The organism is Cohnella sp. LGH (genome assembly GCF_017671885.1).
Classification (GTDB): Bacteria; Bacillota; Bacilli; order Paenibacillales; family Paenibacillaceae; genus Cohnella; species Cohnella phaseoli.
This window is the reverse complement of the sequence record NZ_CP072117.1, coordinates 5,802,798-5,829,066: the sequence shown is the minus strand read 5'-3', so window position 1 is coordinate 5,829,066 and position 26,269 is coordinate 5,802,798. Positions and strand designations below refer to the sequence as shown.

General features: G+C 52.1%; 22 protein-coding genes. 18 read left to right on the top strand and 4 right to left on the bottom strand.

Annotated features, from left to right (window positions below; genetic code table 11):
* From J4772_RS24560 to J4772_RS24520, 9 genes are all read left to right on the top strand, one after another.
* Nucleotides 1-1,047 (top strand): phosphotriesterase family protein, encoded by a 1,047-nt coding sequence (locus J4772_RS24560; RefSeq protein ID WP_209071805.1) that lies wholly within the window; start codon nucleotides 1-3, stop codon nucleotides 1,045-1,047.
* A gap of 35 nt (nucleotides 1,048-1,082) precedes the next feature.
* The gene (locus tag J4772_RS24555) at nucleotides 1,083-1,868 is read left to right on the top strand and encodes an amidohydrolase family protein (protein WP_209071804.1); all 786 of its coding nucleotides are present in this window, start codon (nucleotides 1,083-1,085) and stop codon (nucleotides 1,866-1,868) included.
* The gene (locus tag J4772_RS24550) at nucleotides 1,865-2,692 is read left to right on the top strand and encodes an amidohydrolase family protein (protein WP_209071803.1); all 828 of its coding nucleotides are present in this window, start codon (nucleotides 1,865-1,867) and stop codon (nucleotides 2,690-2,692) included. Before J4772_RS24555 ends, J4772_RS24550 begins: the two co-directional genes overlap by 4 nt.
* Before the next feature lie 89 nt (nucleotides 2,693-2,781).
* The gene (locus J4772_RS24545; protein WP_209071802.1) at nucleotides 2,782-4,269 is read left to right on the top strand and encodes a hypothetical protein; all 1,488 of its coding nucleotides are present in this window, start codon (nucleotides 2,782-2,784) and stop codon (nucleotides 4,267-4,269) included.
* A gap of 27 nt (nucleotides 4,270-4,296) precedes the next feature.
* Nucleotides 4,297-5,514 carry a M24 family metallopeptidase gene (locus J4772_RS24540; protein ID WP_209071801.1) on the top strand — a complete coding sequence of 406 codons (1,218 nt, stop codon included), beginning with the start codon at nucleotides 4,297-4,299 and terminating at the stop codon, nucleotides 5,512-5,514.
* Nucleotides 5,511-5,888, top strand: coding sequence for a sensory rhodopsin transducer (locus J4772_RS24535; protein ID WP_209071800.1), 378 nt, complete (start codon nucleotides 5,511-5,513; stop codon nucleotides 5,886-5,888). Before J4772_RS24540 ends, J4772_RS24535 begins: the two co-directional genes overlap by 4 nt.
* 539 nt (nucleotides 5,889-6,427) lie before the next feature.
* Nucleotides 6,428-6,781, top strand: coding sequence for a hypothetical protein (locus tag J4772_RS24530; protein ID WP_209071799.1), 354 nt, complete (start codon nucleotides 6,428-6,430; stop codon nucleotides 6,779-6,781).
* Complete coding sequence (locus tag J4772_RS24525) at nucleotides 6,768-7,304, top strand: hypothetical protein (RefSeq protein WP_209071798.1); 537 nt, start codon at nucleotides 6,768-6,770, stop codon at nucleotides 7,302-7,304. The genes J4772_RS24530 and J4772_RS24525 overlap by 14 nt, the downstream gene beginning before the upstream one ends.
* A gap of 318 nt (nucleotides 7,305-7,622) precedes the next feature.
* Complete coding sequence (locus J4772_RS24520) at nucleotides 7,623-8,933, top strand: ISL3 family transposase (RefSeq protein WP_247740839.1); 1,311 nt, start codon at nucleotides 7,623-7,625, stop codon at nucleotides 8,931-8,933.
* A 105-nt stretch (nucleotides 8,934-9,038) separates the two neighbouring features.
* Here J4772_RS24520 and J4772_RS24515 read toward each other — a convergent pair whose 3' ends face one another.
* A complete protein-coding gene (locus J4772_RS24515; protein ID WP_209071797.1) occupies nucleotides 9,039-9,293 on the bottom strand; it encodes a helix-turn-helix domain-containing protein in 255 nt (84 codons plus the stop codon).
* Between the two features lie 157 nt (nucleotides 9,294-9,450).
* On the opposite strand from J4772_RS24515, the gene J4772_RS24510 reads away from it, so the two are divergent.
* Both J4772_RS24510 and J4772_RS24505 read left to right on the top strand, forming a co-directional pair.
* A complete protein-coding gene (locus J4772_RS24510; RefSeq protein WP_209071796.1) occupies nucleotides 9,451-9,639 on the top strand; it encodes an aspartyl-phosphate phosphatase Spo0E family protein in 189 nt (62 codons plus the stop codon).
* A 27-nt stretch (nucleotides 9,640-9,666) separates the two neighbouring features.
* On the top strand, nucleotides 9,667-9,969 hold the full coding sequence (locus tag J4772_RS24505; protein ID WP_209077668.1) for a hypothetical protein: 303 nt from the start codon (nucleotides 9,667-9,669) through the stop codon (nucleotides 9,967-9,969).
* A gap of 335 nt (nucleotides 9,970-10,304) precedes the next feature.
* Here J4772_RS24505 and J4772_RS24500 read toward each other — a convergent pair whose 3' ends face one another.
* The 3 genes from J4772_RS24500 to J4772_RS24490 form a co-directional block, all read right to left on the bottom strand.
* Nucleotides 10,305-11,348: an NAD(P)/FAD-dependent oxidoreductase gene (locus J4772_RS24500; protein ID WP_209071795.1), complete on the bottom strand. Its 1,044-nt coding sequence runs from the start codon at nucleotides 11,346-11,348 to the stop codon at nucleotides 10,305-10,307.
* On the bottom strand, nucleotides 11,349-11,837 hold the full coding sequence (locus tag J4772_RS24495) for a hypothetical protein (protein ID WP_209071794.1): 489 nt from the start codon (nucleotides 11,835-11,837) through the stop codon (nucleotides 11,349-11,351).
* A gap of 360 nt (nucleotides 11,838-12,197) precedes the next feature.
* Nucleotides 12,198-14,420, bottom strand: coding sequence for a GH92 family glycosyl hydrolase (locus J4772_RS24490; protein ID WP_209071793.1), 2,223 nt, complete (start codon nucleotides 14,418-14,420; stop codon nucleotides 12,198-12,200).
* A 116-nt stretch (nucleotides 14,421-14,536) separates the two neighbouring features.
* Between J4772_RS24490 and J4772_RS24485 the strand changes: the two genes are divergently transcribed.
* The 7 genes from J4772_RS24485 to J4772_RS24455 all read left to right on the top strand — a co-directional run bounded on the left by J4772_RS24485 (nucleotide 14,537) and on the right by J4772_RS24455 (nucleotide 26,245).
* Nucleotides 14,537-15,397 carry an AraC family transcriptional regulator gene (locus J4772_RS24485; protein WP_209071792.1) on the top strand — a complete coding sequence of 287 codons (861 nt, stop codon included), beginning with the start codon at nucleotides 14,537-14,539 and terminating at the stop codon, nucleotides 15,395-15,397.
* Between the two features lie 92 nt (nucleotides 15,398-15,489).
* Nucleotides 15,490-16,524 carry a LacI family DNA-binding transcriptional regulator gene (locus tag J4772_RS24480; RefSeq protein WP_209071791.1) on the top strand — a complete coding sequence of 345 codons (1,035 nt, stop codon included), beginning with the start codon at nucleotides 15,490-15,492 and terminating at the stop codon, nucleotides 16,522-16,524.
* Nucleotides 16,525-16,747: 223 nt separating this feature from the next.
* A complete protein-coding gene (locus tag J4772_RS24475) occupies nucleotides 16,748-18,067 on the top strand; it encodes an ABC transporter substrate-binding protein (RefSeq protein ID WP_209071790.1) in 1,320 nt (439 codons plus the stop codon).
* Nucleotides 18,068-18,216: 149 nt separating this feature from the next.
* The gene (locus J4772_RS24470) at nucleotides 18,217-19,026 is read left to right on the top strand and encodes a carbohydrate ABC transporter permease (RefSeq protein WP_181917693.1); all 810 of its coding nucleotides are present in this window, start codon (nucleotides 18,217-18,219) and stop codon (nucleotides 19,024-19,026) included.
* The gene (locus J4772_RS24465; RefSeq protein ID WP_116061311.1) at nucleotides 19,026-19,850 is read left to right on the top strand and encodes a carbohydrate ABC transporter permease; all 825 of its coding nucleotides are present in this window, start codon (nucleotides 19,026-19,028) and stop codon (nucleotides 19,848-19,850) included. The genes J4772_RS24470 and J4772_RS24465 overlap by 1 nt, the downstream gene beginning before the upstream one ends.
* Nucleotides 19,851-19,874: 24 nt before the next feature.
* Entirely contained in the window at nucleotides 19,875-22,499 is a 2,625-nt protein-coding gene (locus J4772_RS24460) for a glycoside hydrolase family 2 protein (protein WP_209071789.1), read from the top strand.
* Entirely contained in the window at nucleotides 22,484-26,245 is a 3,762-nt protein-coding gene (locus J4772_RS24455; protein WP_209071788.1) for a glycosyl hydrolase family 28-related protein, read from the top strand. The genes J4772_RS24460 and J4772_RS24455 overlap by 16 nt, the downstream gene beginning before the upstream one ends.
* Nucleotides 26,246-26,269: the final 24 nt, after the last annotated feature.

Sequence of the window (26,269 nt, the reverse complement as noted above, 5' to 3'; positions counted from 1 at the left end):
ATGTCCGTCATAACGGTAACAGGCAAGATGGAAACGGAAAACCTGGGCTGGATTCTGCCGCATGAGCATGCGTTCATCGATCTGCGCCCACTGGTGCCTGAACCCCAGGCGATCGGGGCGAAGTCGTTGGCTGCGGAGAAGGTGAGTCTCGCCAATTTCGGGGTATTGACCCGCAATCCGTATGCGGTTCTGGACAACGCCGTGATCGACGAAGAGGAGATCGTTAAGGCCGAGCTCATGGCGTTCAAACGGGCCGGAGGCGGCGCGTTCGTCGACCTGACGCTGCGGGATATCGGACGCGATCCGGTTCTGCTGGCGGGCGTGTCGCGCGAAGTCGGAATTCCGATCGTCGCAGGCTGCGGATATTACATCCACGCTTCCCACCCGCTGGATATGGATGACAAGACGGTTGAATCCATCGCCGAGGAAATTCATCGGGAAGTGACCGTCGGGATGGACGGGACGAACATTCGCGCCGGCGTCATCGGGGAGATCGGGACGAGCGCGGTCATCCACCCGAATGAGAAGAAAACGTTGATCGCGGCGGCGATGGTGCAAAGCGAGACCGGGTTGGGCCTTCATGTACACACGGATCTGTGGGCGAGGCGCGGTCTTGAGGTCATCGATATTCTGACGGCCCACGGAGCCGCTGCGGACAAAATCTGCATCAACCATGTGGACGTCGATATCGTGCCGGATTACTTGGAGGCGCTGCTCGACCGGGGAGCGTACATCGAGTTCGACAACTTCGGCAAGGAGTTCTATGCCGACAGGCGGCACAAGAGCGTCCTGAAGGGGGTGTTCGCACGGGATATCGATAGGGTGCGTACGATCAAGGAGCTCATCGACTGCGGCTATCTGCGGCAAATTCTCGTCTCCAACGACGTCTGCCTGAAGATCGGCTTGCATCGCTACGGCGGCTGGGGCTACGACCATATTCTGACGAACATCGTCCCGATGATGGAGGACGAAGGAATCTCGCCGGAGCAGATCCGGGAGCTCATGTGCGACAATCCGGCGCGCTTTCTGGACAGTGACTTAGGATAATAAGCGGCGCGAAAGACAGATCGGGAGGGATGAACATGAAAATGATCGATTGCAGCTGTGCGATCGGGTACAAGACGTTGAATTACGAAGTCGTAAACCACGAACATTTGCTAGTCCGGGAGAAGGTGAAGCAGGCCCGCGATGCGGAGGAATTGCTGGCCGAGCTCGATTTCTGCGGCATCGCCCAAGCGGTCGTCAGCCACAACGCGATGGCGGACGTCGATCCCGATTACGGGAATCGGCTTGTGGTAGAGGAAACCGCGAAGGCGCCGGATCGGCTGCTGCCGAGCTGGACGATCTTGCCCCCTGTCACGGAACGGCAGTATGCGCCCGAAGCGCTGTTCCCGGCGATGAAAAAGAACGGCGTAAAGCTGCTGAGAGCCTACCCGCAGCGTAACCGTTACATGCTGAACCGGGTGGCGATGGGCGAGCTGCTGTCGGCCGTCTCCGACGCTCGCATTCCGCTGTTTCTCTCCCCGAGCGAAGGTTGGGAGCCCGTCTACGACGTGCTGCAGGAGTTCCCGGAGCTTACCGTCATTTTGTGCAACTACGGGTTGTGGAGCCATGCCCGGCTGACGTTCCCGCTGCTGCGCAGCTACAAGAACTTTTACATCGAGACCGGGGACATGCAGGCGGCAGGGGAAATCAAGGAAATCTGCGGCAAATTCGGCTCGGAACGGCTGCTGTTCGGCTCCGAGTTTCCGAGCAACGCGATCGGCGGACCGCTGGCTTGTCTGCTTGGTTCGGGCATCAAGCAAGAAGAACTGGAGAATATCGCGTTCAAAAACGCGGAAAGACTGCTGGGCGAGGTGAGCTTATGAGCAGAGTGCCGATGACCAACCCGTCGCTGCTGGCGCGCGAATTCGCGGAAACCGGCAGGCTGTCGAGCCTGTCCTACATCGACATGCATACGCATATGGGACCGTTCTACGGGACGTATTTGCCGGAGGCCGATCTGGAGACGATGATTGCGACGATGGACAGGGAGAACATCGAATGGATCATCTCCGCTCCCCACAGCGCATTGTTCGATCCGATCGGGCGCAATTCGGAAATTCGCGCGGCGATGGCGAAGCACCCCGACCGGATCAAAGGCTATTTTGTCGTCAATCCGCATTACGTCGACAATCTGGACGAGGAGCTGGCCGACTATGACGAAGTCGAGGGCTATGTCGGATTCAAGGTGCTCCCGGACTATCACAAGTACCCGCTGACCGGCGAGAAGTACCGAAAGATGTATGAATTCGCGAACGAGCGCGGACTTCTGCTGCTGTCGCATACATGGGGACACAGCTCGTACAATCCGCCGCAGATGATTGGACAATTGGCGCGCGAATATCCGAATATAACGTTCCTGCTCGGGCACTCCGCGCCGGGGGAAACGGATGTCGCCATCAAGCTGGCGAAGGAGCTGCCCAACGTCTATCTGGAGCTTTGCGATACGGGACGTCTGAACGGAATGATCGGTAAAATGGTGCGCGAGGCCGGTTCGGAGAAAGTGCTGTTTGGCACTGATTTCCCCTGGTACGACCCGAATTATATGCTGGGAAGCGTGCTGTTCTCCGGCATCGGCGACGACGACATCGTCAACATTATCCGGAACAACGCCGTGCGGCTCGTATCCGGCAACCGGGGCGGACGGTGAAAGGCTGCCGGACGGAGACCGGATCGTAGTCAAGCGCTTACGGAACGAAGCAGGAGCAACATCGCATATGAAAAGGAGCAGAACTCATCATGAATGAAATCATTGAATCGTTTGAAACCGCCAAGGGAAACGTGTTCGGCGACTTGCTGACGAATCGGGCGGAGCATCGACCGCTCAAGGTCGGCTTGCTGACGCTCGGATTTTTCGAATATTGGCGGATGTTCCCGGGCAGTCTGCACGCGAACGTCACGTCGGATTTGACCGCCGTATACGAACGGCTGAAGGCGGCGCTGCCGGATGACCAGGTCGTCTGGCCGGGGTTGGTCGATACGTTGGACGCGGCGGATGCGGCCGGGCGGAAGCTGAAGGAAGAAGCCGTCGACCTGATCGTCTACGTCGCCGGGACCTATTGTCCCGATTACATGGCGATCCAGGCGCTGGAGAACTTTCGCCATCTGCCGCTGCTGATGTTCAATACGCAGGGCGAAGGCGAGATCAATCTGAAGACAGACTACGAAAACATCCTGCGCAACAGCGCCTTAATCGCCAATCTCCAGCTTGCCGCGACGTTCCGTAAAATGGGCTGGTTTGGCGGACTTAAAGTCGTTGTCGGAGCAATCGGCGATGAGGATGCCTATGCGGAGATGGGCCGGTACGTCCGGGCTTACCGGGCGTATGTCCGACTTCGCAGCGTCAATATCGGCGTCATCGGCCATGTGTTCAGGGGGATGTACGATTTCGAGTTCGACAAGACGACGATCAAGGGCACGCTCGGTCCGAACCTCATTTCCATTCAGCTCGATCATCTGCTGAGCCGCTTTGAGGCTGTTTCGGAGGAAGAGGTTGCGGACGGTGTCGCTTTGGCCCGGAAGAGCTTCAATATAGTCGGTTTGGAAGAGGACGACATCCGCAAAGCCTCCCGCCTTTACGCAGCCCTTCGGGGTACGTTGGAGCGGTTCCGGCTGGACGCTCTTACGCTGCTCGGGCAGCATTATGTGGAGCAGAAGACGGGAACGACGCCTTATTTGGCAAACACGCTGCTTCACGAGGAAGGCCGCTATGTCGTCAACACCGAGGGCGACGTACACGGCTTGATCATGATGACGCTGATGCGGCAGCTGGGCGGGGAAGTGCCGGCATTCGCGGAATGGGGCGAATACGACGAGCGGCTGAACGCGTTATTGATGGTCCACCACGGGTACGCTAATCCGGCATATGCGCGAGACCGCAGCTCGGTGAAGGTGAATCGTTCTCCCGAGCAGTGGGGACTGCAGGGCGCCGGCTTCGGCTTTGAATACACACTGAAGCCGGGTGTCGTGACGATCAGCCATCTGATCGTCGATGCCGAAGGGTACAAGATGCTGATCGTTCGCGGCGAAGCGCTGGATATCGCGGACAACATTCCGTGCGAGGAGATTACGGCCGTCGTGAAATTCCCGGTGCCGATCAAAGCTTTTCTCGCGGAATTGATCAAGGAAGGCTTCGCCCACCACTGCATTATCGGATACGGGGATCTGACGGAAGAACTGTCGTATGTCGCCGACTTTATGGGAATTCGCAAAGTCACGTATTTGTAGGAAGCATCAGAGAGGAGCGGGATGGAAATGGCCTCGATACCGGTCGAAGAATATTGCGCCAGAGCCGACAGACTGCGCGCGTTGATGAGAGAGAAGGGGCTGCAAGCCTGCCTTATCTATGGGGATGAGTATCGCAAAGAAAACCTGCGCTACATGAGCAATTATTGGCCGCTGTTCGAACGAGGCGCGGTGCTGGTACCGCTCGTTGGAGAACCGATCGTAATCGCCGCTCCGGAGGGGGAGCTTATGTGCCGCGAAATGACGGCGTGGTCCGATGTGCGGCTGCTGCCCCAGTTCACCTGCGTCACGGTGCCGGATGAGATCGAGTATCCGCAGGCGAATTATACGAGCTTGAAAGCGATTCTTGCCGAACTGAATGAGGCGAATCCGCTTCATGCGATCGGCATTGCCGGTCTCGACGCGATGTCCGCCTCGCTGCTGGCGACGATCGAAGGCAGCGCGGAAGGCGTGGAATGGATCGATGCGGGAGAGCTGCTGTTCCGGCTCAGGATGACGAAGACGGAGCATGAAATCGCCTGTCTGAAGGAAGCGGCGCGCATCGCGGATGAGGGCTACAAGGCGATGATCCGCAACGTCCGACCGGGCATGACCGAGCTGGAGTTGTCCGCGTATGCCTACATGGAATGCACGAAGGCGGGCGCGGAGTTCGTGCCGTTCATCGTTATGGCGAGCGGCGAGCGGGTGAACACGATCATCGGCAGGCCGACCCGGAAGGTGATACAGGACGGTGAAATGATCATGACGGCGATCGCGGTTCAATACGAGGGCTACGTAGCAACCGTCGGATTTCCGTTCGTCGCCGGACAGATGAGCGAGGAGCAGCGGGCGTTCATATCGCTTCTCGTCGAGGCGGAAGATATCGCTCTGTCCCGGCTTGCTCCCGGCAACGACATGAGCGGACTCGTTGCCGCCGTCAAAGCCTATTTTGCCGACAAGGGCGTTACCGCTTACGATCTGTATCCCCCCCTGCACGGTTGCGGACTTGCCGAAGCGGAATCGCCGTATCCCGATGAGAACAGCGCGGCCCGGTTTGAAGTCGGCATGACGGTGAACACCGACATCAGCCTGTTCGGACATCCTCACGGGTCGAACCGGGTGGAAGAAAGCCTTGTCGTGAGGGAGGACGGCTACGAATCGATGTCTGCGCTCGTCCGCCAGCTTAGCCGGACGTGGAAGGAGCGCGGCGTCGTGGCGTTGGCTCCCGAGGACGGAGGCGCGGCATGAGCGGACAGGGCGCGAAAAACTGGTACATCATCGATGGATACTTACCTTATAAGGGCAAGGTTGAAGGAGAAATTTTCGAAGGCCACGAGGCGATCATGATTCTGAACTGCCAGGAGGAAGACGCCGAGGTGCGTATGGACATCTTCTACGAGGATCGCGAACCCGACCGGGACATTCTCATTCCCGTCCAGGCGGAGAGGGTCAAATGCATCCGTATGGATCGTCCGGAGGACATCGGCGGAATCGCCCTGGATCGGCAGCTCCAATACTCCTTGCGGTTCCGCAGCGACAAGAATGTCATCATTCAGTACGGGAGAATGGATATCGCTCAGCCGAATCTGGCTTACATCGGGATGATGGGGTATTCGGAATAATGAAGATTACCGGAAGACGGTTCACCCTTGGGGGAGAGCCCTGAAAAATTACAGAGAAGGTAAAGGCCGATGAGTGATCATCGGTCTTCTTTGTGGTAAATCGGCAAATATAAAATTCGCTGCCCTTAGGGTTGATCAATAGCCAAATCGAAAATAGGTAGAAAAGTTGATATAAAGGCATGGGTATTATCCAAAAGAGAAGCAGCGTCCGCGTAATCAGGCGAATTGGGCGCTGCTTCTTGCAGTTTAGGAGCTCTGCTGATAGATTATTGTCATTGTCGCTCATCTGGCAGCAAGGGGGGGGGGGGACTTGATTGCAAAGCCGTGTGACCTATATCCATTGGAAGTTCAGGAATTGGCCCTTCGCGCTGAGGCTGTCGGTCATTATTTGTTTAATCGTGTCTCTGATCATGGCATTAATTAGCATTAACTCGTATCGGTTGTATCGGAAAGCGATGCATGAGCAGGTAGAAAATTTCGTTCCCAAGATGCTCTCCTGAGCGGGAAGAAAAATCATCACGATTGTCCCAGACCCTTCTGTGCTCTCGATATGCATTTCACCAAGTCCGCTGTACATTAAGCTGCGGCTCGAATGGCCGGCCGATCAGCCGCAAACGAAGCCAAGCCCGGGCTGGTGGCCTTGCGAGGATTTTCCGCATTGGCTGGAGTTGCTGTCAGGCACGATTCGTGCGCACAACCCGGATGCGGACATCGTGTTCTGGACGTACAATTGGGGATATGCGCCGAAGGAGGATCGGCTCAAGCTCCTTCGCGCCATGGAGCGAAGCGATGGGCCACTACATTCCGACGAACGGAGACTAATACGGACCGTTTCGCGTTGGGCCGTCTTATCCGCTTATTTTCCGCAGGCATGTGCAGATGCCGGCAGTTAAACATGCGATGTTCGGCAATGAAATCATCTTTACGAACTACGAGCCGCTCGAAGATCCGCGGCAATCGGTTGGGGCATCCCGCATCGATGTGGAGATTCGTAGCCTTGAAAGGATGCTGGAACGGATGGAAGACGGCAATTCGTCGCTGGGAAAGGCACTGCAGTTGACCCCGGACCGCAAACGGGAGGACGGCGCGTTCATGCTCGGGATTGGGCACTTTATCGCCAGATCTCTTCAGACGACGATCCATGTGAAGATGTGGTGGAAGCTGAAGAGGGAGTTGCTGAGTGGAGGGGATACCGACAAAGCGTTGGCCTTGCTTGAGCGCATGGAAGATCTGGCCCGACGCGAAATTGCCAACGCCGAAGCGACAATCCCGCTAGTGGAAGCAGATTCACGGCTCGGCTGGGAACCGAGCATGGAGTATATGACGGACGTCGCGCATTTGCGATGGAAAATCGATCAGGTGCAGAGCGTGTTGGACAGCGAATTTGTGAAATACCGCAAGTCGCTTGCGCTTTAAAGATACATCGGTGTCTAGCCCCCTCATGTCGAGGTTTTTTTTGATGAAGGTTATAATCCTCTTTTTAACTCAAAGTAGTCATCCATAAAATCTGGAATTTGTTGTTTTCAATACCCATTAAGCGGTATCCATTGTTCTCTCTTTTCAATGTCCCACTTGTTATTTAGTTGAGTCCATAGTAAATCGCTTTCCGACTCCGACAACTTTCGTTTATAGAATAATTGAGGTCCTTTTAAAAAAAATGATTACATTTTTTCGATATAAGAAATAAGGATCAAAACCGAAATGAGTGCTTGACGAAATGAATTGAGGATAGAAATGGAAAAACATCTGCTACTCCTGTATTGTTGTAAGTCCTACCCAACAACAAAAAGGAATAGACAGATGCAAACTCAGTATATCAATGAATGGCTCGACATACCAGAGCTAAAGATTCATCAACTGTTATCCATTCATGACGATGAAGTTCACATAGAAGCCTTGCCGCTAGACGACAAGCAAATCTGCCCATGCTGCGATTCAGATCAAGCAGTGATTCGGAAGGGAAGCAATGGGATGCGAACCGTCCGACATCTATCCGTTTTTGAGAAGAAAACCTATCTGCACGTGCCGACCATTCGTATGTTTTGCAGTAACTGTGAAGCCGGATTTGTATGGGCATACGATTTCGTCGGTCCCAAACAGCGCTACAGCAGGCTTTTCCGCTCCCATACGGTCGAACAGGCGCTTGGGTCCACGGCCGCGCATGGCGCTCGGATACAGCAAGCGCCGGCGAGTACCGTACAACGTATGCATAACGAGGCGGTCCCTGCTCTTTGCGATGCGCTTTACAAACAAGTGTGGGAAGAAGCAAAAGAAACAGCTGAACTGGTTCTGGGTGTCGATGACTTCGCGATCAAGAAGGGTCATACGTATAACACCGGCATTCACAACCTCAAAGGCGAGACGATGCTGGACCTGTTGCCGGGCCGAAAGCTGGAAGCGCTGCGTGCGTACGCTCAGGCGCACCCTGAGTTCCTTCGGCTTGATCCGAAGGCAGTGGTCATGGATTTGGCTCAGGCGTATCACACCTGGATCAGCGAGTGTTTCCCGAAAGCGATTCGCATCGCAGACCGTTTCCATGTTCACGGTTATGTGATTGAAAGCGTACAGGAAGTTCGTAAAACTGTTCAGCCAACGTTATCTCCGCGAGCCAAAACTTATCTAAAAGCAAACCACCGTCTGCTAAATCCGCCTGCCGAATCACTGAGTGAAGAAAGTGCAAAGAAGTTGGACACGATGCTGAATTACTCCCCGCTGCTACGCAGCATGTGGGAATGGAAAGAAGCGTTCACGACTTGGTATGACTGCTCGCCAAACTATACTGTTGCCAAGCTGGGATTTGAGCGTTGGTGTACGCAAGGCGATCAGATCGACCACGCTGCCGTCCAAAGTGCGCTAAAGACCATGCGCAATTGGCAGGAAGAAATCGTGAATTACCATCAATGCCGATGGACAAACGCAACCGTAGAAGGCCGCCATAATCGTATTAAAGCCTTTCAACGCCGCCATTATTTCACAAGGAATCGCAGTCGCTATAAAGCGGGCATTCTGATCGAATGTAACCGCCATCGGATGTTAAGCTATTAATCAAGCACTGATTTTGAGGTTGAGCCAGAAATAAATTGCCTTTTTTCCTCGGTCATCGTGTTTCGGCAGAATTGTCCTTGTTGTGGTTAACCCAAACAGTCCAAATTAAGACTCTGTTTCTCCTCCTAATAGATCCTCAAAGGAAACATCGAGAGCTTTGGCAATTGCAACGACTTCATAATCCTGGACAAGTCGGTATTGCCCCTCCAATCTGGACAGGCTGGTTGGACTGATATCAAGACCGAATGTTTGTAGCCGGGCAAGAAAATCTTTTTGTTTCATTCTTTTAGCTTTTCGAATTGCGACAACTTGAGTGCCGATAATATTTTTATCGCCCGGCGGATCTTTTCGGTGCTTCATTTCTGCCACCTCACATGTTACTTAAATAGTATGTGAGGATATAGTTGTTTTAATTCGATATTCGCATTAAAATAAAATAAACCGATATTCGCATTAAAAAATGAATGTGCATCAGGTACAGTCAGAAGGAGCTCAGGAAGGAAAGCGGGGCAAACCGATGAAAGAGCTGATGCACAAATACGAGAAAGAAAAGACGAAGCTAAACGAACTTGGCCAGGAGTCACTGGCTCAGGGGATTCCGCTTGCAGCGAATGAAACAGTACTGGCCCAGAGCCGAAAGGTCGATGAGCTAGTTGCCCGATTTTATGTTCAAAAAACGGTTGAAAGGGAGCAAGGGAATCGATAAAACATGTTTGTGGGGAGGAGGGAAGCCATGGAATTTCCGTCATGGTTCCATAGCGCAATACAGGAACGGCTGGATGATGTATCCGCACGAATTCAGTTCCATCCGGATTTGAGAAAGTACCGCTTAGAGGAAAAGGGCGCTTTCGAGGCGTTGTTCTCCTGTGTAAATATGACGCAATGTCCGGAGTATTCGGAATGGGAAGACAAACACCATCACTACAGAGGCCTGGAAAATGAACGGTTATATTTGCAGGGGATGCGCGATGGATCGAAACTGGCGATTGCGCTGATGTCCGATCCATTTGCGGAGCAGGAGGGAGACGCGAATTAGGCCAGATCAAAATCCGAGCATTAGGATGAGGAGGGGCAAGGCCAAAAAAGTGCCCTGACGGGACACTAGCCAGGACGTAGAGGCCAAAAAATTGCCCCTGACGGGACACTGGCGAGGACGTGGAGGCCAAAAAAGTGCCCTGAAGGGACACAGGTTGGGAATACGAATTGTCCGCTTAACCAGACAGCAGTGGGGGCAAGGCGGCCCCCGGCGGATTTTAACTGTTTTATGCAATCGGATAATGCAAGACTCGAAGTTCGCGCGGTTAACTTTCGCGGTTATTTCTAAGAAAAAGCGACGTTTGTAAAGGAAATGTTTTCTTCGCTAACAGCTGCCTAGTTACTGACTTTGTTCTTCTGCAGCAGCTCATCGTTTTTTTCAGCGAAACGGTCATTGTGAGAAGAAACGCCCGCCATTTTTAATACTGTAGGATCGATATAGAGTTTGGCGCTATTTACAGCGAGGACGGCATCATTAAATGCGCCTGCAATAAGTCTTACTTTCCCTTCATTCGTTATAATATCGCCTGCGCCAAATATGCCTGGCATACTCGTGCACATTTTTGGCGTAACGGAAATGCCCCATTCTTCCGAGGCTAAGCCCCAATCCAAAATCGCGCCGCCAAAGTTTCGATCAAACCCATGATTAACAAGCACTTCGTCTACTTCAATTTCTGTCGTCTCATTGGAATCAACACGCTGTAATGTGACATGTTCTATTTTTTTGCCGTTGCTATTGCCATGTAAACGAGAAACGGTATAAGGAACAAAGGTTGTTGCGAGAGACTTCATACGCGTTACAGACGATTCAAAAGCGCTAAAGTCGTCTCGTCTATGAACGACATACACTTTTTTGGCGATAGGAGCCATTTCAATAGCCCAATCTACAGCGGAGTCGCCTCCACCGGAAATGAGCACCCGTTTATCTTTAAACTTGTTTATGTTCGTTACTGTATAGTGAAGGTTGGTTAGTTCATAACGGTCAGCCCCTTCAACCGTTAATTTCTGAATACTTGTAATACCGCGTCCTGTAGCTAAAATAATCGTTCTCGTATAATGCGTCTCGCCTGTTCTAGCTGTTAACATAAAGATGCCGTCGGCGCGTTTGTCCATGCCAACAATTTCTTGACCGAATACGATTGTCGGCATAAATGTCATGGCTTGATTGATTAAAGAATGAATAATATCTTCACAGCGGACAGGCTCAATGCCACCAACATCCCACACTAACTTTTCAGGGTATGTACGCATAAACCCGCCTAATTCCTGTTTCGCTTCGATTATTTTTGTTTTCATTTCACGCATGCCGCTATAGAAAGCAGCATACATTCCCGCGGGACCGCCGCCGATAATAATGACATCATAAATGTCTTGTTTCATTTAGCGCAATGGGCTGTATCCGGCGATCGCCGCTAACTCGTTTCTTGTCATCATTTGATTATATTTTTGTTGCATATACGTTACTGTGCGCTCAATTCTTTGTTCAAGCGTGTATTCATCGGTTTGTTGTTCTGGATCTAATTCTTTTAATAAATGGTATAAAACGTATTGCTTAATGGTTGTATTGAGATGATCCGTGGTTTCAGCGAGCGATATTCGAATATCTGCTACGACCGTTTCAGGCACTCTTTGAACATAATAGCCCGTCGTCGTATTTACATCCCAATCGCAGAGCGATTTCATTTTCATGTCATACGTATTGAAGCTAATGATATAGCCCGAAAAATCGAGGTGATTGGTTTTTGTCAGTTGGATGACGGAACCACTTGCAATGGCAATTAAATGACCAAATATAATATGCTCTTCATGCCCATTTATCGATAGCGTTGCTTGGCCATCCGTAACTAAAAAAGAGAGAAGCTTGGTCAAGGTGCATACTCGATTGTTTAGATAACGATTTGGCTAAATCTTTTATTTCCGTGCAATGTGCAAGCCAATCGGGATTAGAATCAAGCATTATTTGCTCCCCCTGTTTTTTGGGTGTGCCGGTCAGAAATAAATAAGAGCGAGACGTGGGCCGGTAAATCCCCCTATCCCGCTAAGCAGGTAATCGCATAATTTTGTAATCATACAGCAGCTGTCAAGAGAGTGATAGTCGATGAAGGGCACGGTTTTTGGCCATCTCTAAATAGTATCGTCAATAACTCATAAAAACGTTAAGATGAATCTCTTTGGCGAGACTTGGCCGGCGTCTTCTGGAGCTGGTGACATTAGGTTTGCAAACATTCTCTATCCGCGATCAGAGACATCCGATTGCGAGAATGGCAGCTGCTGCGGCGAATAGGATTGGAGAATCGCCTCGTCCGTCATTTGGAAAACGATTTTAGCGCCTTCCGTTAATTGAGCATGAGTAAAGAACAACTTCTCATGCGTTTCACCGTTAAGGGCAACCGATTTTACATACTTATGATCAGAGCTGTTGTTTACGGACTGTATGTCCAGCCTACGTCCATTCTGGAGCTTGACGCTCATGCTGCCGAAGAGCGGGCTTCCGAGCGTATACTCAGGCACGCCGGGGCAGAGCGGATACATGCCCATCGCTCCAAAAATATACCAGGCGGACAGGCTTCCGTTATCCTCGTCTCCGGGAAGTCCGTTCGGTTCCGCGCTGAAATGCTCCTCCATCGTCTTTCTTGCCCAATATTGCGTGCGCGAGGGAGCCCCAAGCGCCGTAAACAAGTAGGGGAAATGGAAGCTGGGCTGGTTGCTGATGGCGAACTGCCCCAGATCGGCCGCGGCCATCTCCGACATCTCGTGAATTTCCATTCCATATGAACCTACATTAAAATGCGGTTTCGCCGCGAACAACTCGTCGAGCTTGCGAACCATCTGCTCAGAGCCTCCGAACAGCTCCGCATAGCCGCGAATATCGTGCTGAACAGCCCAACTGCACTGCCAGGCCCCGCCCTCGCAATAAGGGCCGCCCCAATCCAGCGGATTGAAGTCCGGTCTCCATGCTCCGCTTTCTTGCCGCCCGCGCATAAAACAAACCTCGGCGTCGAACAGCAGGCGATAGTTGCGGGCGCGTTCCGACAGGGCAAGCTGCGACTCGCCGTCTCCCAGCGCCCGGGCAATGACGGATAGGCAGAAATCTCCATAGGCGTAGTCAAGCGAGTGGCTTACGCTATGGTGGACAAGCTCGTCCGGCAAGTAGCCCAGTCGAATATAATGATCAAGACCTTCCCGTCCGACCATGTCGCGATCAGGCGGCAGGGTGGCATGCTTCAGCAGTCCCTGGTATGCGGTTTGAGCGTCGAAGCCGTCGATTTCCTTGGCAATGGCGTCCGCGAATACAGCGTCAATGAGCGTTCCCGGCATAGCGCCGCGTTCTCCCGGCGACACCCACTTGGGCATCCAGCCGCTTTCTTTGTAGGCGATCACCCAGGATTGCAGCATCTCGCCCAGCTCGCGGGGACAGAGCAGACTGAACAGGGGGACTGTCGTCCGGTACACATCCCAAAAACCGACGTCCGAATACATCGGCCCCTCGCAAAGCTTGCCGTTGAATGGGCTATAGTGAACGGTCCTGCCTGAGGCGTCCAACTCGTACGATTTCCGGGGAAACAGAAATGTCCGGTACAGACACGTATAAAATGTGCGCAGCTGATCCACGGCTTCATCGCTCTTTATTTCGATTGTGCCAAGCCGCTCCTCCCATTCAGCGGCGGCCTGACTGCGCAGCTCGTCAAAATCGGCGTCCCCAAGCTCGCGTTCCATGTTCAGCGCCGCCTGCTCGAGGCTAATGAACGACAGGCCAATCTTTGCCTGAGTCGTTCCATCGGTCGGCAGCTTCAAGCCGACGCTAGCGCTAAGCTGCTCACCTGCATGGCTGAGCGCACCGACCGGCGCGAACTCGGCGTTGTAGATGTCGCACGCCGTTTCCTCCAGTTCGCAATCGAACGCAATTACGAAATACAAGGCGAAGTTGTCGGGGGTTCCGCCTCTGCTCGTTCGCGTGAAGCCGGATAAGGTTCGAGCGGCGTAGTCGAACTGAAAGCTTGATTCGCCTTCGTAGGTCGCCAGCAGCAGTCTGGCATTTCGCGGATCTTCATACGCTAGCCTGATCGCGGCGCTCCGTTCTGCGGGTGTAAGTTCCAGCGAGGCCCGATAGCGTGAGAAGCGCACCGACAAGTAATCCGGCCGCAGTGTCGATTTCTCCGGCTCATAAGAGCTGGGGCGAAGCTCCGGCGCCAGGCAGGACGGTCCGGTTTGCGGCAGCAGCAGCAGCTGGCCGTAATCGCCGATCCAAGGACTCGGCTGACGGGTCAGTCGAACCCCGTTCAAGCGGCGGTCTGACGGATGAAAAAACCAGCCATCCTTCACTTCCCTTGTCTGCAGACTCCAGGAAGCCATGCCGAACGGACGGGAAACAAGCGGCAGCGTGTTGCCGTATGAATATTCATATACGGAAGCGGTTCCTTGCAGCGGATTGACATAGGACAATCGTTCCATCTTTCGCGCACCTCTTTTTCAATTTGAATATTCCCCATTGTAGGTGCTTGTTTTTTGAAATACGTGTTAAAATTAAACAAAACCTCTCATTTTTTATGATGAAAGCCTGGTGTGAGATGATTCCCCATCACTACAGCGGAGATATCGAGATTCATGGAGAGTTTCCCTACACGTTGAAAATCCATCATCTGACCGGCAATGTTCCGTCACACGTGCATTATTTTCTCGAGTATACCTACGTCTTCCAAGGCGAAGCCATCGAGATAATCAACGGAATCGAGCGGCGGATCGCGCCGGGAGCGTTCACGCTGCTGTTCCCTCATCAAGTTCACGAGCTGCGAATCGCGCCGGGGCAGGAGCTGTTCATGTACAATGGAGCGATTGGACTTCAGGCTTTTTTTAATCGATCGCATCCTCTGATGTCCTTGCAGGGACTGCTTAAGGAGGCGGAGTCGGATTGGCACACCTCCTATGCGCTTGATGAACCCTATGCGGATTCGGTGTACAGGCTGCTTGTTCAAATGCATGAGGAAATTCGCAGCGATCGGACGTGGCGTGAGGCGATGTTTGTGTCCAAGCTGTTCGAGCTGTTCATTCTTGTGGATCGATTTCGCCGGCGTCTCGGCGGCAGTGCAGGAGCCGGGGGCAGGAACGACGCCAGAGGAGGCATGTGGACGGTCATTCGGCATGTGTACCAGAATTTTCGCGATCCGATTTCGCTGAGCAGCTTGGCGGCGACCTACGGATACACTGAAGCGCATATTAGCGCGGAATTCAAGAAGCTGACAGGGGGAAACTACTCGCGATTTCTGGAACGCATCCGGTTGGCTCACGCGTGCAGCTTGCTGATTGGCACCGGGATGAAAGTGACGGACGTCTGCTATGAGGCTGGGTTTTCATCCTATCCGACTTTTGCCCGTGTTTTTTCCGAGCGAATGGGCAAGTCCCCGATGGCTTATCGGAAAGACGGGAAATAGTGATGCTTCCTAAAGGTGAAAAATGTTGAATAAATAACGAAACAAGCGTATGATGAGTTGAAAAGAAAAATAATTGAATCAGAGGTTTTGTAATGAAAAAAAAGGTGACCATGCAAGCGATAGCGGATGAGCTGGATATTTCGAAGTCTCTCGTATCCAAGGCGCTGGCCAACCTGCAAGGCGTTAGCGATGAGACGAAAGAGCTTGTAAGAAGGACAGCGATCCGGATGGGCTATCGCGCTGTTCCGGTTCTGAAGACGAACAGAATAGGTAAAACGGGGAACGTCGCGGTGCTGCTTCCGCGCGATGACTTGAAGGATTCCGATTACTGGGGGAAGATCATTCACGGCATCGAGGAGGAGCTAAGCAGGCTGCAATTCAGCATGATTGTTGCCGGGATTGACACCTCGATCGCCATTGAGGATGGAATGCCGCATTGCATTTCGGAAAGAAAAGTGGACGGAGTCATCATTCTGGGACAGATTCCGTATACTTACGTTCAGGCCATTCATGCTGCCGACATTACCGCAGTGTTGGTAGATTCCTCCCCAGGTCGAATTAAACTGGATTTGGTTATGGCTGAAAATTATGGCGGGGCGTACGAGGCGACATGGTACTTGCTGGATCGAGGCCATCGGAAAATCGGGTTTGTGGGCGATCTGTCTTATGCGGCGAGTTTCAAAGAGCGTTACCGCGGCTTTACCGCAGCAGCCCAAGATTATCGCCGCGATCGACCGGATGAAGATATTCGGATGTTTGAATGTACGGGATCTCGGGCGGGGAAAGTGATTCCGTTCTCCGTTCCTGAGTTTGAAGCGATGATTGTACAAGAGGAGAGACCGACCGCAATCGTCTGCGCGAACGATCCCGTTGCTTTTAATTTACTGCAGCTGCTTGGGAAGTTCAATCTTTCATGCCCCGGCGATATTTCTTTGATTGGATTCGACAACGTGAATAAATGCAATTTGTTTATTCCGCCCTTGACGTCTGTAGACGCTTGTAAAGAGCTGATGGGCAGACGGGCGGTAGAGATGTTGATGCGAAGATGGGAAGACCCTGAGCTACGACCGGAGCAAATCAATGTGATGACGCAAATTGTGGAACGGGATTCCGTTGCAAATAGATAATGTTAAAGTTGATATTTGTTGAAGTATTTAATTCAACAAATATCAATTTTTTTATTGAAATTTGCCCTTGCCTATGTATAATTGAGTGTATGAACCATTTGAAAGCGCATTAATTCTGGGAAGAGGAGTGGATTGGCTCGGGGGATTATCTTTTTGTTTGAAGTTTATTTAAATTTAATTCAACAAGTTTCAATTCAAACATGAGCTAATGGGGGAGATTGTTTTGAAATTATTTTCGACGAAAACGATGCTTGCAGCCATAATGGCAACTATGCTGCTGTTAACCGCGTGTGGAAATCCCAACAATCAAACGAACGGTACGACGACGCCGAGCTCGGCGAACGCCAGTCCGTCAGCAAGCGGCAGCCCGGAACCGGAGAAGCAGGAAAATGTGGAACTGAAGGTCATTAACTTCCGCGTCGAGGACAAAGCCTTCTTCGATGAAGTCAATCAGGCGTTTGAAGCAAAATACCCGCACATCAAGATTAAGTATGATGCGGTTCCGACAAAGGATTGGGCTGCTTTTAAGGAAGCGCGTATTACGACTGGAGACGTAGACATCATGGGGAGCGGAGGCGAGGCGGATATTTACAATCCGGCCCTGAGGCAGCAAATGGCGGATATCGGCCAGCATCCGTTCTTCGATCAATTTTATCCGGATGCATTAAAGGCTGGTCAGTTGGACGGCAAACAATACTTCCTGCCGATGAGCTCGATCGCGCTTGTGACCTTCTATAACAAGAAGATCTTTGCCGATCTGGGGCTGAGCGTGCCTCGAACATGGGATGAGTTCGTAAGCGTAAGCGAAAAGCTGAAGTCGGGCGGGATTGAACCGATCATGTACGGGGGGAAAGACCAATGGCCGATCAATATGGTTATCGGCGCTCTGGAAGCCGGTATCGTAAGAAGCCAAGATCCGGCTTTCTACGACAAAATGAAAACGGAAGAAACCAAATTTACCGACCCTGCCTGGGTTGAAGTGTTCGAGAAGCTGGGCGTTATTAGCAAGTATATGATCAAGAACTCACTTGGCCTCGATTACGGCCAGGCGCCAGGATTGTTTGCCCAAGGCAAAGCGGCGATGATGATTGACGGCTCCTGGAGTTTGTCGCAGATTGAAGACGCCAAGCCTAATTTCGAGGTAGGCGCATTCCTGCTGCCTGGCAGCAACGATGAGGAAGCAAACGGTATTGCGACCACGAAATTCGGCTTCGGATGGAATATTTACAGCGGTTCGAAAAATAAAGAAGCTGCGGTTAAGTATTTGGAGTTCATTATGGAACCGGCCAATTATCAGAAGTACATGGATATGGTCAGAATGCTGCCGGTCATTGACGGCATTCAGGTGACTTCTCCGGTTGCAAATGAAGTTTCCGCCCTTTTGAAGAAGCAGATGCCGATTTGGGAGCTTTACCGGATTCCAGGCGCCAAATACGAATTCGAAAGAATCGGCGTAGAGATCATTATGAACAGGCTGACGGCTGCGGAGGCTGCCGAACAGTCTCAACAAGCGCTCCTCGGAAGTAAAAGCAACTGGCAATAAAACCGGAATGAATTCATGCGGCAAGGCTGCCTTGAATTTGCAGCCTTGCCTGATGGGGAGATCAAATGGCGCCGTTTCAAAGTCGACACGCAAAGCTATGGCCTATTGTTGTCACGCTGCCTGCTTTACTGTTGTTTGGAGTTTTTGTTTTGCTGCCCGCACTTGGAAATTTTTATTTTTCGTTTACCGATTTTAACGGAAATATTCATGTGCCGCATCGTTGGGTTGGCTTGCAAAACTACATGCAGGCTCTATCGTCCGATTTTCGCAATATTGGAGAAGCCGTACAAAATACGTTCATCTTCTCCATTCTGGTCACCCTGGGACAGAACGCGCTGGCCGTTCTTCTCGCGGTTCTTGTGAACATAAAGCTCCGCGGGCGTAATATTTACCGTTCGGTTCTATTTATGCCTAGCGTACTGGGCGTCGTGGTGATCGGATTGATCTGGACGCTGATGTTCGACCCGTTCTCGGGTCCGGTGCATGCGCTGCTGCAGTCGATGGGCTACGACTCGCCGCTGTTGGGCAGTCCGAATGCCGCCTTATATTTGGTTGTTTTTGTCATGATTTGGTCTTATGCCGGGTACTCGATGATCATCTACTTGGCCGGTCTGCAAAATATTCCGGAAGAGCTTTACGAAGCCTCTCGCATCGACGGAAGCTCGGATTGGCAAAACTTCAGACACATCACGCTGCCTCTGCTGCAACCTGCGATCACACTTAACGTTCTGCTTAGCATTATCGGCACACTTGGCGCCTACGACATTATCGTCGTGCTGACGAATGGCGGTCCGGGAATGGCCTCTACGACGCTGGGGCTCTATATTTTTAAAAATCTGTATTTGCCGGGGCTGTCCAAGGGCTACCTGGCTGCGCTCTCCATCCTTCAGTTTGCGCTCATTTTGTTCGTTGTGGTCATTGTGCAGTATTATCTGCGGCGCAGGGAGGTTGATCAGTAATGGCTGCGCGCGATAAAGGGAAATACGGATTGGCGCATCTGGTGTTGTTGGTTTTCTGTCTGCTGATCCTCGCGCCCGTTCTGCTGCTCGTTAACGTGGCCTTGAAAAGCAATGTGGAATTTCTGAACTCGCCGCTTTCCTTCGTGAAGGAGTTGGAATGGAGCAATTTTACAGAAGCCTGGCTGCAAGCGGAGATGGGGCTCTATTTCAAAAACAGTGTCATTATCACTTTTTTCGTATCCGCATGCACATGCATCGTGGCAACGATGGCGGCTTATCCGATTGCCAGAGAGCATTATCGAGGCTCCCGGTTTGTTCACATGCTGTTCATGTCCGCGTTGTTTTTGCCGGTTGGTTTAGTTCCGCTTGTCGTCATCATGGATAACCTGGGGTTCATGAATTCATACATCGGCTTCATTTTATTCAAGACCGGGGGCAGCCTTGCAATTGCCGTGTTTATCCTTGTCGCCTTCGTCAAATCGTTGCCGCGGGAACTGGACGAAGCTGCCGCGATGGATGGATGCGGCTACTTGAGATTTATTTTTACCATTGTATTTCCTTTGATCAAACCGGCGTTTTTTACGGTGGCGATGTTGACGGCCATGAACGCTTGGAACGATTTTATTAATCCGCTCCTGTTTATGACGGATAAAAGCATGCGGCCGCTTACGGCCGGTCTGTACATGTTCTTCGGCCAATTTTCTACGAACTGGACGATACTGGCCGCAGGGATTATCGTTGTCGCGGCCCCGTTAATGACGGCATACGTGTTTTTGCAAAAGTATATTATTGCAGGCGTGACCAGCGGTGCGGTTAAAGGATAATGGAAATTTGGGAGGACGTCTTAGTTGGAATTTTTATTGTCGGCGCACAAGTGGTCTGTTAAAGGTTTTTATCCATGGGTTCCGCTGCTTAAGTTCGGAACGGAAACGGGGCGCGAATTGTTGGGGGTCACGGATTGGATTCCGGCTTCCGTCCCGGGCGGCGTACATTACGATCTGTTTAGAGCCGGGTATATCGATCATCCGCACACGGATTTGAACAGCCTGAAGTGCGAATGGGTTGAGAATCGCTGGTGGATGTACAGGACAGTCGTTCCCCGTCCGGAGAGAACAGGCCATAAAGTCGAGCTAGTATTCGAAGGTCTGGATTATAAAGCCCGCATTTTCCTGAACGGGTCGCTGCTCGGCGTTCATGAAGGCATGTTCCATCCGGCGATTTTCGATGTAACGGACGAAGTCAAGCAGCACGGGTCGCTGACGATTGACGTATTGCTCGAGCACGCTACGGATGAAATGTCTCAAATCGGCTTAACTTCAGAGACGCATACGCAGAAAAGCCGCTTTAATTACAAGTGGGATTTCTCGGCTCGCATGGTCAATATCGGAATATGGGATACGTGCAAGCTTGTTGTTCACGAGGCTTGTTCTTTGGGGGAAGTGTACGTGCTTTCCGACACGGAGGACGGAGACGGCTTGATCAAGCTGGAGACTGAAATTCGACTGCATGGTCCGGAAACGCTCGTGCCGGGAACGCAAACGCTGCAAATCCAATGTGTGAGCCCGGACGGCGAAGTCGTTTATTCCGCGGAAGAGCCTTTTTCCGAGGAACGATTGTACATCAGAAACAGGTTGAAGATCGCTAACCCCAAGCTATGGTATCCGAACGGATACGGCGAACAGCCGCTGTACGAAATTCGTTTGACGCTAATGGAACAAGGGAACGCCTATGAGACGCGCCGAATGAAAACCGGAATTCGAAAGCTTGCGTATGCCCGGAACGAGAGAAGTACCGACGATGCGCTTCCTTATACATTCGTCATTAACGACACCCCCGTTTATGTGAAAGGGGTCAATATGACGCCGCTTGATATGTTGTACGGCAACGTATCGTCGGCTCATTATGAATGGCTTGTGCTGCTGATGAAAAATGCCAATGTGAACCTGGTCAGAGTATGGGGCGGGGGCATCATCGAGAAGGAAATTTTTTATGCGCTGTGCGACCGGTACGGCATCATGATTTGGCAGGAATTCATTCAATCGAGCTCGGGCATCGACAATACGCCGCCCAAGCATCCGGATTACTTGAACCTGTTGGCACGCAGCGCCGAATCGGCTGTCCGGAAACGGCGAAATCATGTTTCCCTGTCCGTTTGGAGCGGCGGCAATGAACTGACGAGCGAGTTCAATATACCGTCCACCTACGAGGATGAGAACCTGGCCATGCTGCAGCAAATCGTTGCTCGTCTGGATCCGCAGCGGCTGTTCTATCCGACATCGGCATCCGGTCCCGTGGAATTTATTACGAGAGACAAAGGCGTCTCTCATGACGTTCACGGTCAATGGAAGTATGCTGGGAACCCGGAACACTACGAATTGTATGGCAATTCGGATAATTTATTTCACAGTGAATTCGGCGTGGATGGCGCCAGCTCGGTCAAAAGTCTCGTAAAATTTCTCGGACCCGGCCATCGGCTTCCGGTTTCCATGAAGCAAAGCGAGGTATGGCGGCATCATGGCGAATGGTGGGATACGCTGGACCGGGATGAAACTTTTTTCGGACCGCTGGCCGGATTGGAGCAATTTGTACAATGCAGCCAATGGCTGCAGGCCGAAGGCCTGCGCTATATCGTAGAAGCGAATCGCCGACGTAAATTCGCGAACAGCGGCAGCATCGTCTGGCAATTAAACGAGCCTTGGCCCAATGTATCAAGCACCTCCTTAACGGAATATTACGGTGAAGCGAAAATGGCCTATTACTGGGTGCTGAACGCTTACGGGAAGCTTCATGTCTCCCTGAATTACAGCAAATTGAATTTCAGCGCGAACGAAAGGTTTGCATGCGATATTTATGCGGATGGGGAGCAGCCAGGGGAATTCAGGATTGCCGCCGAGGCGCTTGATAGGCAGGGGAACATCCTGATAAAGCGGGAGTACTCGGGAACGCTGTCCGGGGATAGATGCCTGAATGCAGGCGCTTTTTCCTTCATTCTTCCCAATCCCTGTCCCGCTATGTTCGTCATTCGATTGCGTTTGTACGCAAATGGCGAAACGGCCGAGAATATGTATTATTTTTCCTCGGAGCGAAAGCTGTATTACGAATCCGCGCTAAGCTTGTCGGGTGCCGATTTGTCTATACGCGCAATGAATGATTGGCAGTGCGGCCTGACTGGAACCGAAGGGAGGTGGATGCGAAGCTTTGAAGTAACCAATACGGGAGGTGACATGGCGCTTCACGTATATCCGGAAGAGACGACAAACGCATTTTGGATGGTTGCAGAGCGGGCGTATATTACGCTCATGCCGGGAGAAAAACGAGTATTCAACATTGTCTGCATGCGAAAGGCTGGAGGCGGCTTTTTGGAGATGGATGCGCCGGGTGCCGGCGCCGAGGTCGATCTGCCGAAAATCGCTTTTAATAAATTCGGGAGTGCAATCATGCGCGGGGAGGAAGACGTATGTTTATCAAGCTAGCGCGAGTCACGCTTGTCATCGCACTTTTGTTTTCTGTATGGGGAGGCGCCGGAGAAGATTTCGGTTCGTATTCGAAAGCTTATGCGTCCGGTACGTCACCGGTTCAATTGGACTTGTCGCCTTATTTTAACAATGATGCGTTCAGCTACGACGCGAACCGCAGCAACGGCGATCTGGATGGGAATGGGAATACGATTTCCGCAGATCTTGTTCAAGTCAATCCGATTTATGCGGGCGCGCCATTCACGCTGGGCCCCTTGAGTGACGGCAGCCAAAATAACATTAAACCGGGCGGCCAGATTATGGAACTGGACGATGAGCCGTACAACTCGATTCGGGTATTGGGAGCGGCCTCGGGTACGGATGAAACGGGCTATTCTTCCGGCAAATTTACTTTTGTCTATGCCGACGGGACGACATCCGAGGAAACGCTGTTAATGCTGGATTATCGAAGCCAGAGCGCCTTCGACCTCGAAAACCAACAAACGGTGCAGACGATGACTCATCATCACAGCAAAACAGCAGATATAATGGAGAACGCGAGATTGTACCAATACAATCTGTCGCCGGAACCGGGCAAGAAGCTGGATAAGCTGATTCTACCCAACAATGCGCAGTTGAACATTTTTGCGATGACGCTGTTTGTAGGAATTTCGGTCGACTTGTTCAGCGAATATAACCATGACGGTTTCAGCTACGATACGGATACACATCCTTGGAGAAATCGGAAAATCGGGGATGGCGCTTACGATTCTCTTGCGGGGAGCGGGAAAACGTACTCGGCCAATCTCGTACATCGAATTAATGCGCTCGATGGCGTTTCTTATTCGCTAGGCCTGTTCGAGGACTCTTACGACAATGCAGTCGCTGCCGTCGGTCAAACCATTCCGCTTCGTCCGGACAACTATTCTTCCGTTCAAGTGGCAGGGTCCGCTACCGCAGGGGATAAAACCGGAACGTTTCGCATCCTCTATACGGATGGAACGTATGACGACATGTCCGTGACGATGAAGGATTGGGCCACCGCCAACCCATCCGGACAACATATCCTGCAAACCCTGAATCACAGACATACCGGCCCAAGAGGCAGCGGTTCGGACGAATCCGTGACCAACTACATCTTTGTGTACGAATTGGCAGTCGACACAGCCAAATCGGTATCCGGCATCGTGCTGCCCAATGAATGGAACATGCACATTCTGGCGATGACCTTGCTTCCCGGACCGACGGGAGGTGTGGTTCCGCCCGCACCAGATCCGCGCGTGATGCCCCTGACGCTTCCGTCCGAGGACGTGCCTGTGGCGATGTACAGTGTAACCGATTTCGGCGCGGTCGCGAATGATCTGATCGACGATACGGCTGCTTTTCAGCAAGCGCTGGACGCCGCAGCATTCTACGGTGGCGGAGTTGTTTTCGCGCCAGCGGGGCGCTACGTCTTTGAAGGCCATCTTTCCGTTCCGGAGCTGGTCACGCTAAGAGGGGAATGGCAGAACCCTGAACAGGGCGGGCTTGGAACAGGAACCATTCTGATGTCTTACGAGAACAAAGGGAACGAGAATGGCGCTGCGTTCATTTCCACGAAGCAGTCATCGACCGTGCGCGACGTCACGATCTGGTATCCGGAACAGGACGATATCGGCAATATCCAAGCCTACCCTTGGACGATTGCAGCCGACTTGACAACGCGAATCGGACCGACGCTAAAAAATATCACGCTCATCAATTCGTACAAAGGCTTCAATTTATTTCTTGCGGCGTGCAGCTACTCAAAAAACATATATGGCACAGTCTTGAAGCAAGGCTTCGAGATCGATAAGATCGGCGATATTCTCCGTATGGAAACCGTCCATTTGCGACCCAAATATTGGGCGGACAGCGGTTTGGGAACGCCGCCGACCGAATCTTCCATTATGGCTTACCAGAGAGCGAACGGAACCGGAGTCGTGCAGAAGAAGAACGACTGGGGTTACATGTACGATGTGTTTCTTGAAGGCTACGGGATAGGACTGCTAGTCGAAGAAGGCATATACGGCAAATACAACGGACAGATTCAGAAGCTTCGCACCGAAAACGGCAAGATCGGGATCAAGCTCGCCGATCCGAGCGGTGCCGGAATAACCATTAGCAATAGCACTATCAACACGACGGGCAGCGATGGAATTTCTGTGGAAGCGCCTTCAACCTTCGATGAGGAAGCGGTCGTCTTTTTCAACTCGACGACTTTCGGTTCGCCGGACGGTATTCCGGTCAAGATGGATGGCGCGGGGACGCTTAGCTTCGCTCATGCGACTTTTTCGGATTGGGGATCAGGGAGGGCTGTCGAAGCGTCGGACGGAACGCTGATTATTACGTCTTCCGTATTCGGCGTGGACCAGCCTGAAGTTTGGCTTGGTTCCGGAGTCAGCTCCTTGACGATGGTCGGCAACGAATTTGCCGGCAACTCGCCCGATGTCCATAGCCTCAGCTCGGGAGACATCAAGTTTAACAACGACGCGGGAACGGCCTTCTCTCCGCAGCTGCCTGCGGGCGATCCGCCCATCCCGGCCAATCGCAAGCCGTCGACGTCGAATTTCTTCAACGTGAAGAAAGCGCCATACAATGCCGAGGCCGATGGAACGACCGACGATACCGGAGCGATTCAGGACGCCCTGGACGACGCCGGGACAGCAGGCGGGGGAACCGTCTACTTGCCGGCTGGTCGTTATAACCTAGCCGGACATCTGTCGGTACCTGGCAACGTGGAATTGAGAGGCGTCAGCGACGGACCTTACCATTACGGTTCGAAACGGAAAGGCACGGTGCTGCTGGCATCGGAAAATCAAGGCGACGAAAGCGGCGATCCCTTCCTCGCGTTGGGTCAGGATGCCGGCGTTCGCGGTCTCAGCGTGTTTTATCCGATTCAAAACTTCAGCGCACCTATTGCCTATCCCGCAACGATTCAAGGAAATGGAGCCGGGGCTTATGTGAAGGATGTAACGCTTCCGGATTCCTATACGGGAATCAAAATGAACGAAGGCGACTATTTGATCGACTATGTCAGGGGCGTTGCGCTCAAAACGTTTATCGATCTCGACGGCGTGAACGGCGACCCGGGATATATCCGCAATCTGATGAATACGGTTGGGGACTGGCAGGATGCAGGACGCGAAGACAATGCTCCGCGTATCAATTGGTGGATGAACACCCCGTCGACGATGGCAACTGGCATCCGGATTCATAACGCGTCGCATGTGAATGTTTTCCAAAGCTTTTCTTATGGAGTCGGTTATGGAATAGGCATCAGCGGAAACTCGTCCGATATCCAGGTGTACGGCTTCGGAGCGGACAATGCGGAGCACGGGGTTGAGCTGAGCGGCTCGGGCACGAATATTAACTTTATTAACACCCAGCTTACGGCAATCGGAGGAGGCAATAAAAGATACATCAACACTGCACATACATTTACAGGGGATGTCAAGTTTTTCAACACAATTGCTTGGGCCGCACAGAACGGATCGCAATTCAACGGTCCGGGCAGCGTAACTTTGCAGCAGTACCATGACACTTATTCCGGAAATCCCTATCGGATCAGACACATTAGCGGAAAGCTGTGGCTGGACAGCTCCGTATTCCCGCAAGTCAGCGACCAGGTGTACATTTCGCTAGGCGCTGAGGATGCGGCGATCTTCGCGAACGTTGGCGTAAACGGACTTCAGGTGCACAATGATTTGGGCGATCCCGATGTATGGATGAATATTCGCAAATAGAATAGAAATACGATGATTAACCGG

Bases quoted from the DNA above. Each gene is read 5' to 3' on its own strand.
- J4772_RS24480 (WP_209071791.1), top strand. From the start codon at position 15,490: ATGAAAAAAAAGGTGACCATGCAAGCGATAGCGGATGAGCTGGATATT.
- J4772_RS24560 (WP_209071805.1), top strand. From the start codon at position 1: ATGTCCGTCATAACGGTAACAGGCAAGATGGAAACGGAAAACCTGGGC.
- J4772_RS24485 (WP_209071792.1), top strand. From the start codon at position 14,537: ATGATTCCCCATCACTACAGCGGAGATATCGAGATTCATGGAGAGTTT.
- J4772_RS24455 (WP_209071788.1), top strand. From the start codon at position 22,484: ATGTTTATCAAGCTAGCGCGAGTCACGCTTGTCATCGCACTTTTGTTT.
- J4772_RS24520 (WP_247740839.1), top strand. From the start codon at position 7,623: ATGGAAAAACATCTGCTACTCCTGTATTGTTGTAAGTCCTACCCAACA.
- J4772_RS24540 (WP_209071801.1), top strand. From the start codon at position 4,297: ATGGCCTCGATACCGGTCGAAGAATATTGCGCCAGAGCCGACAGACTG.
- J4772_RS24505 (WP_209077668.1), top strand. From the start codon at position 9,667: ATGGAATTTCCGTCATGGTTCCATAGCGCAATACAGGAACGGCTGGAT.
- J4772_RS24550 (WP_209071803.1), top strand. From the start codon at position 1,865: ATGAGCAGAGTGCCGATGACCAACCCGTCGCTGCTGGCGCGCGAATTC.
- J4772_RS24465 (WP_116061311.1), top strand. From the start codon at position 19,026: ATGGCTGCGCGCGATAAAGGGAAATACGGATTGGCGCATCTGGTGTTG.
- J4772_RS24500 (WP_209071795.1), bottom strand. From the start codon at position 11,348: ATGAAACAAGACATTTATGATGTCATTATTATCGGCGGCGGTCCCGCG.
- J4772_RS24515 (WP_209071797.1), bottom strand. From the start codon at position 9,293: ATGAAGCACCGAAAAGATCCGCCGGGCGATAAAAATATTATCGGCACT.
- J4772_RS24525 (WP_209071798.1), top strand. From the start codon at position 6,768: ATGCCGGCAGTTAAACATGCGATGTTCGGCAATGAAATCATCTTTACG.
- J4772_RS24490 (WP_209071793.1), bottom strand. From the start codon at position 14,420: ATGGAACGATTGTCCTATGTCAATCCGCTGCAAGGAACCGCTTCCGTA.
- J4772_RS24510 (WP_209071796.1), top strand. From the start codon at position 9,451: ATGAAAGAGCTGATGCACAAATACGAGAAAGAAAAGACGAAGCTAAAC.
- J4772_RS24555 (WP_209071804.1), top strand. From the start codon at position 1,083: ATGAAAATGATCGATTGCAGCTGTGCGATCGGGTACAAGACGTTGAAT.
- J4772_RS24535 (WP_209071800.1), top strand. From the start codon at position 5,511: ATGAGCGGACAGGGCGCGAAAAACTGGTACATCATCGATGGATACTTA.
- J4772_RS24545 (WP_209071802.1), top strand. From the start codon at position 2,782: ATGAATGAAATCATTGAATCGTTTGAAACCGCCAAGGGAAACGTGTTC.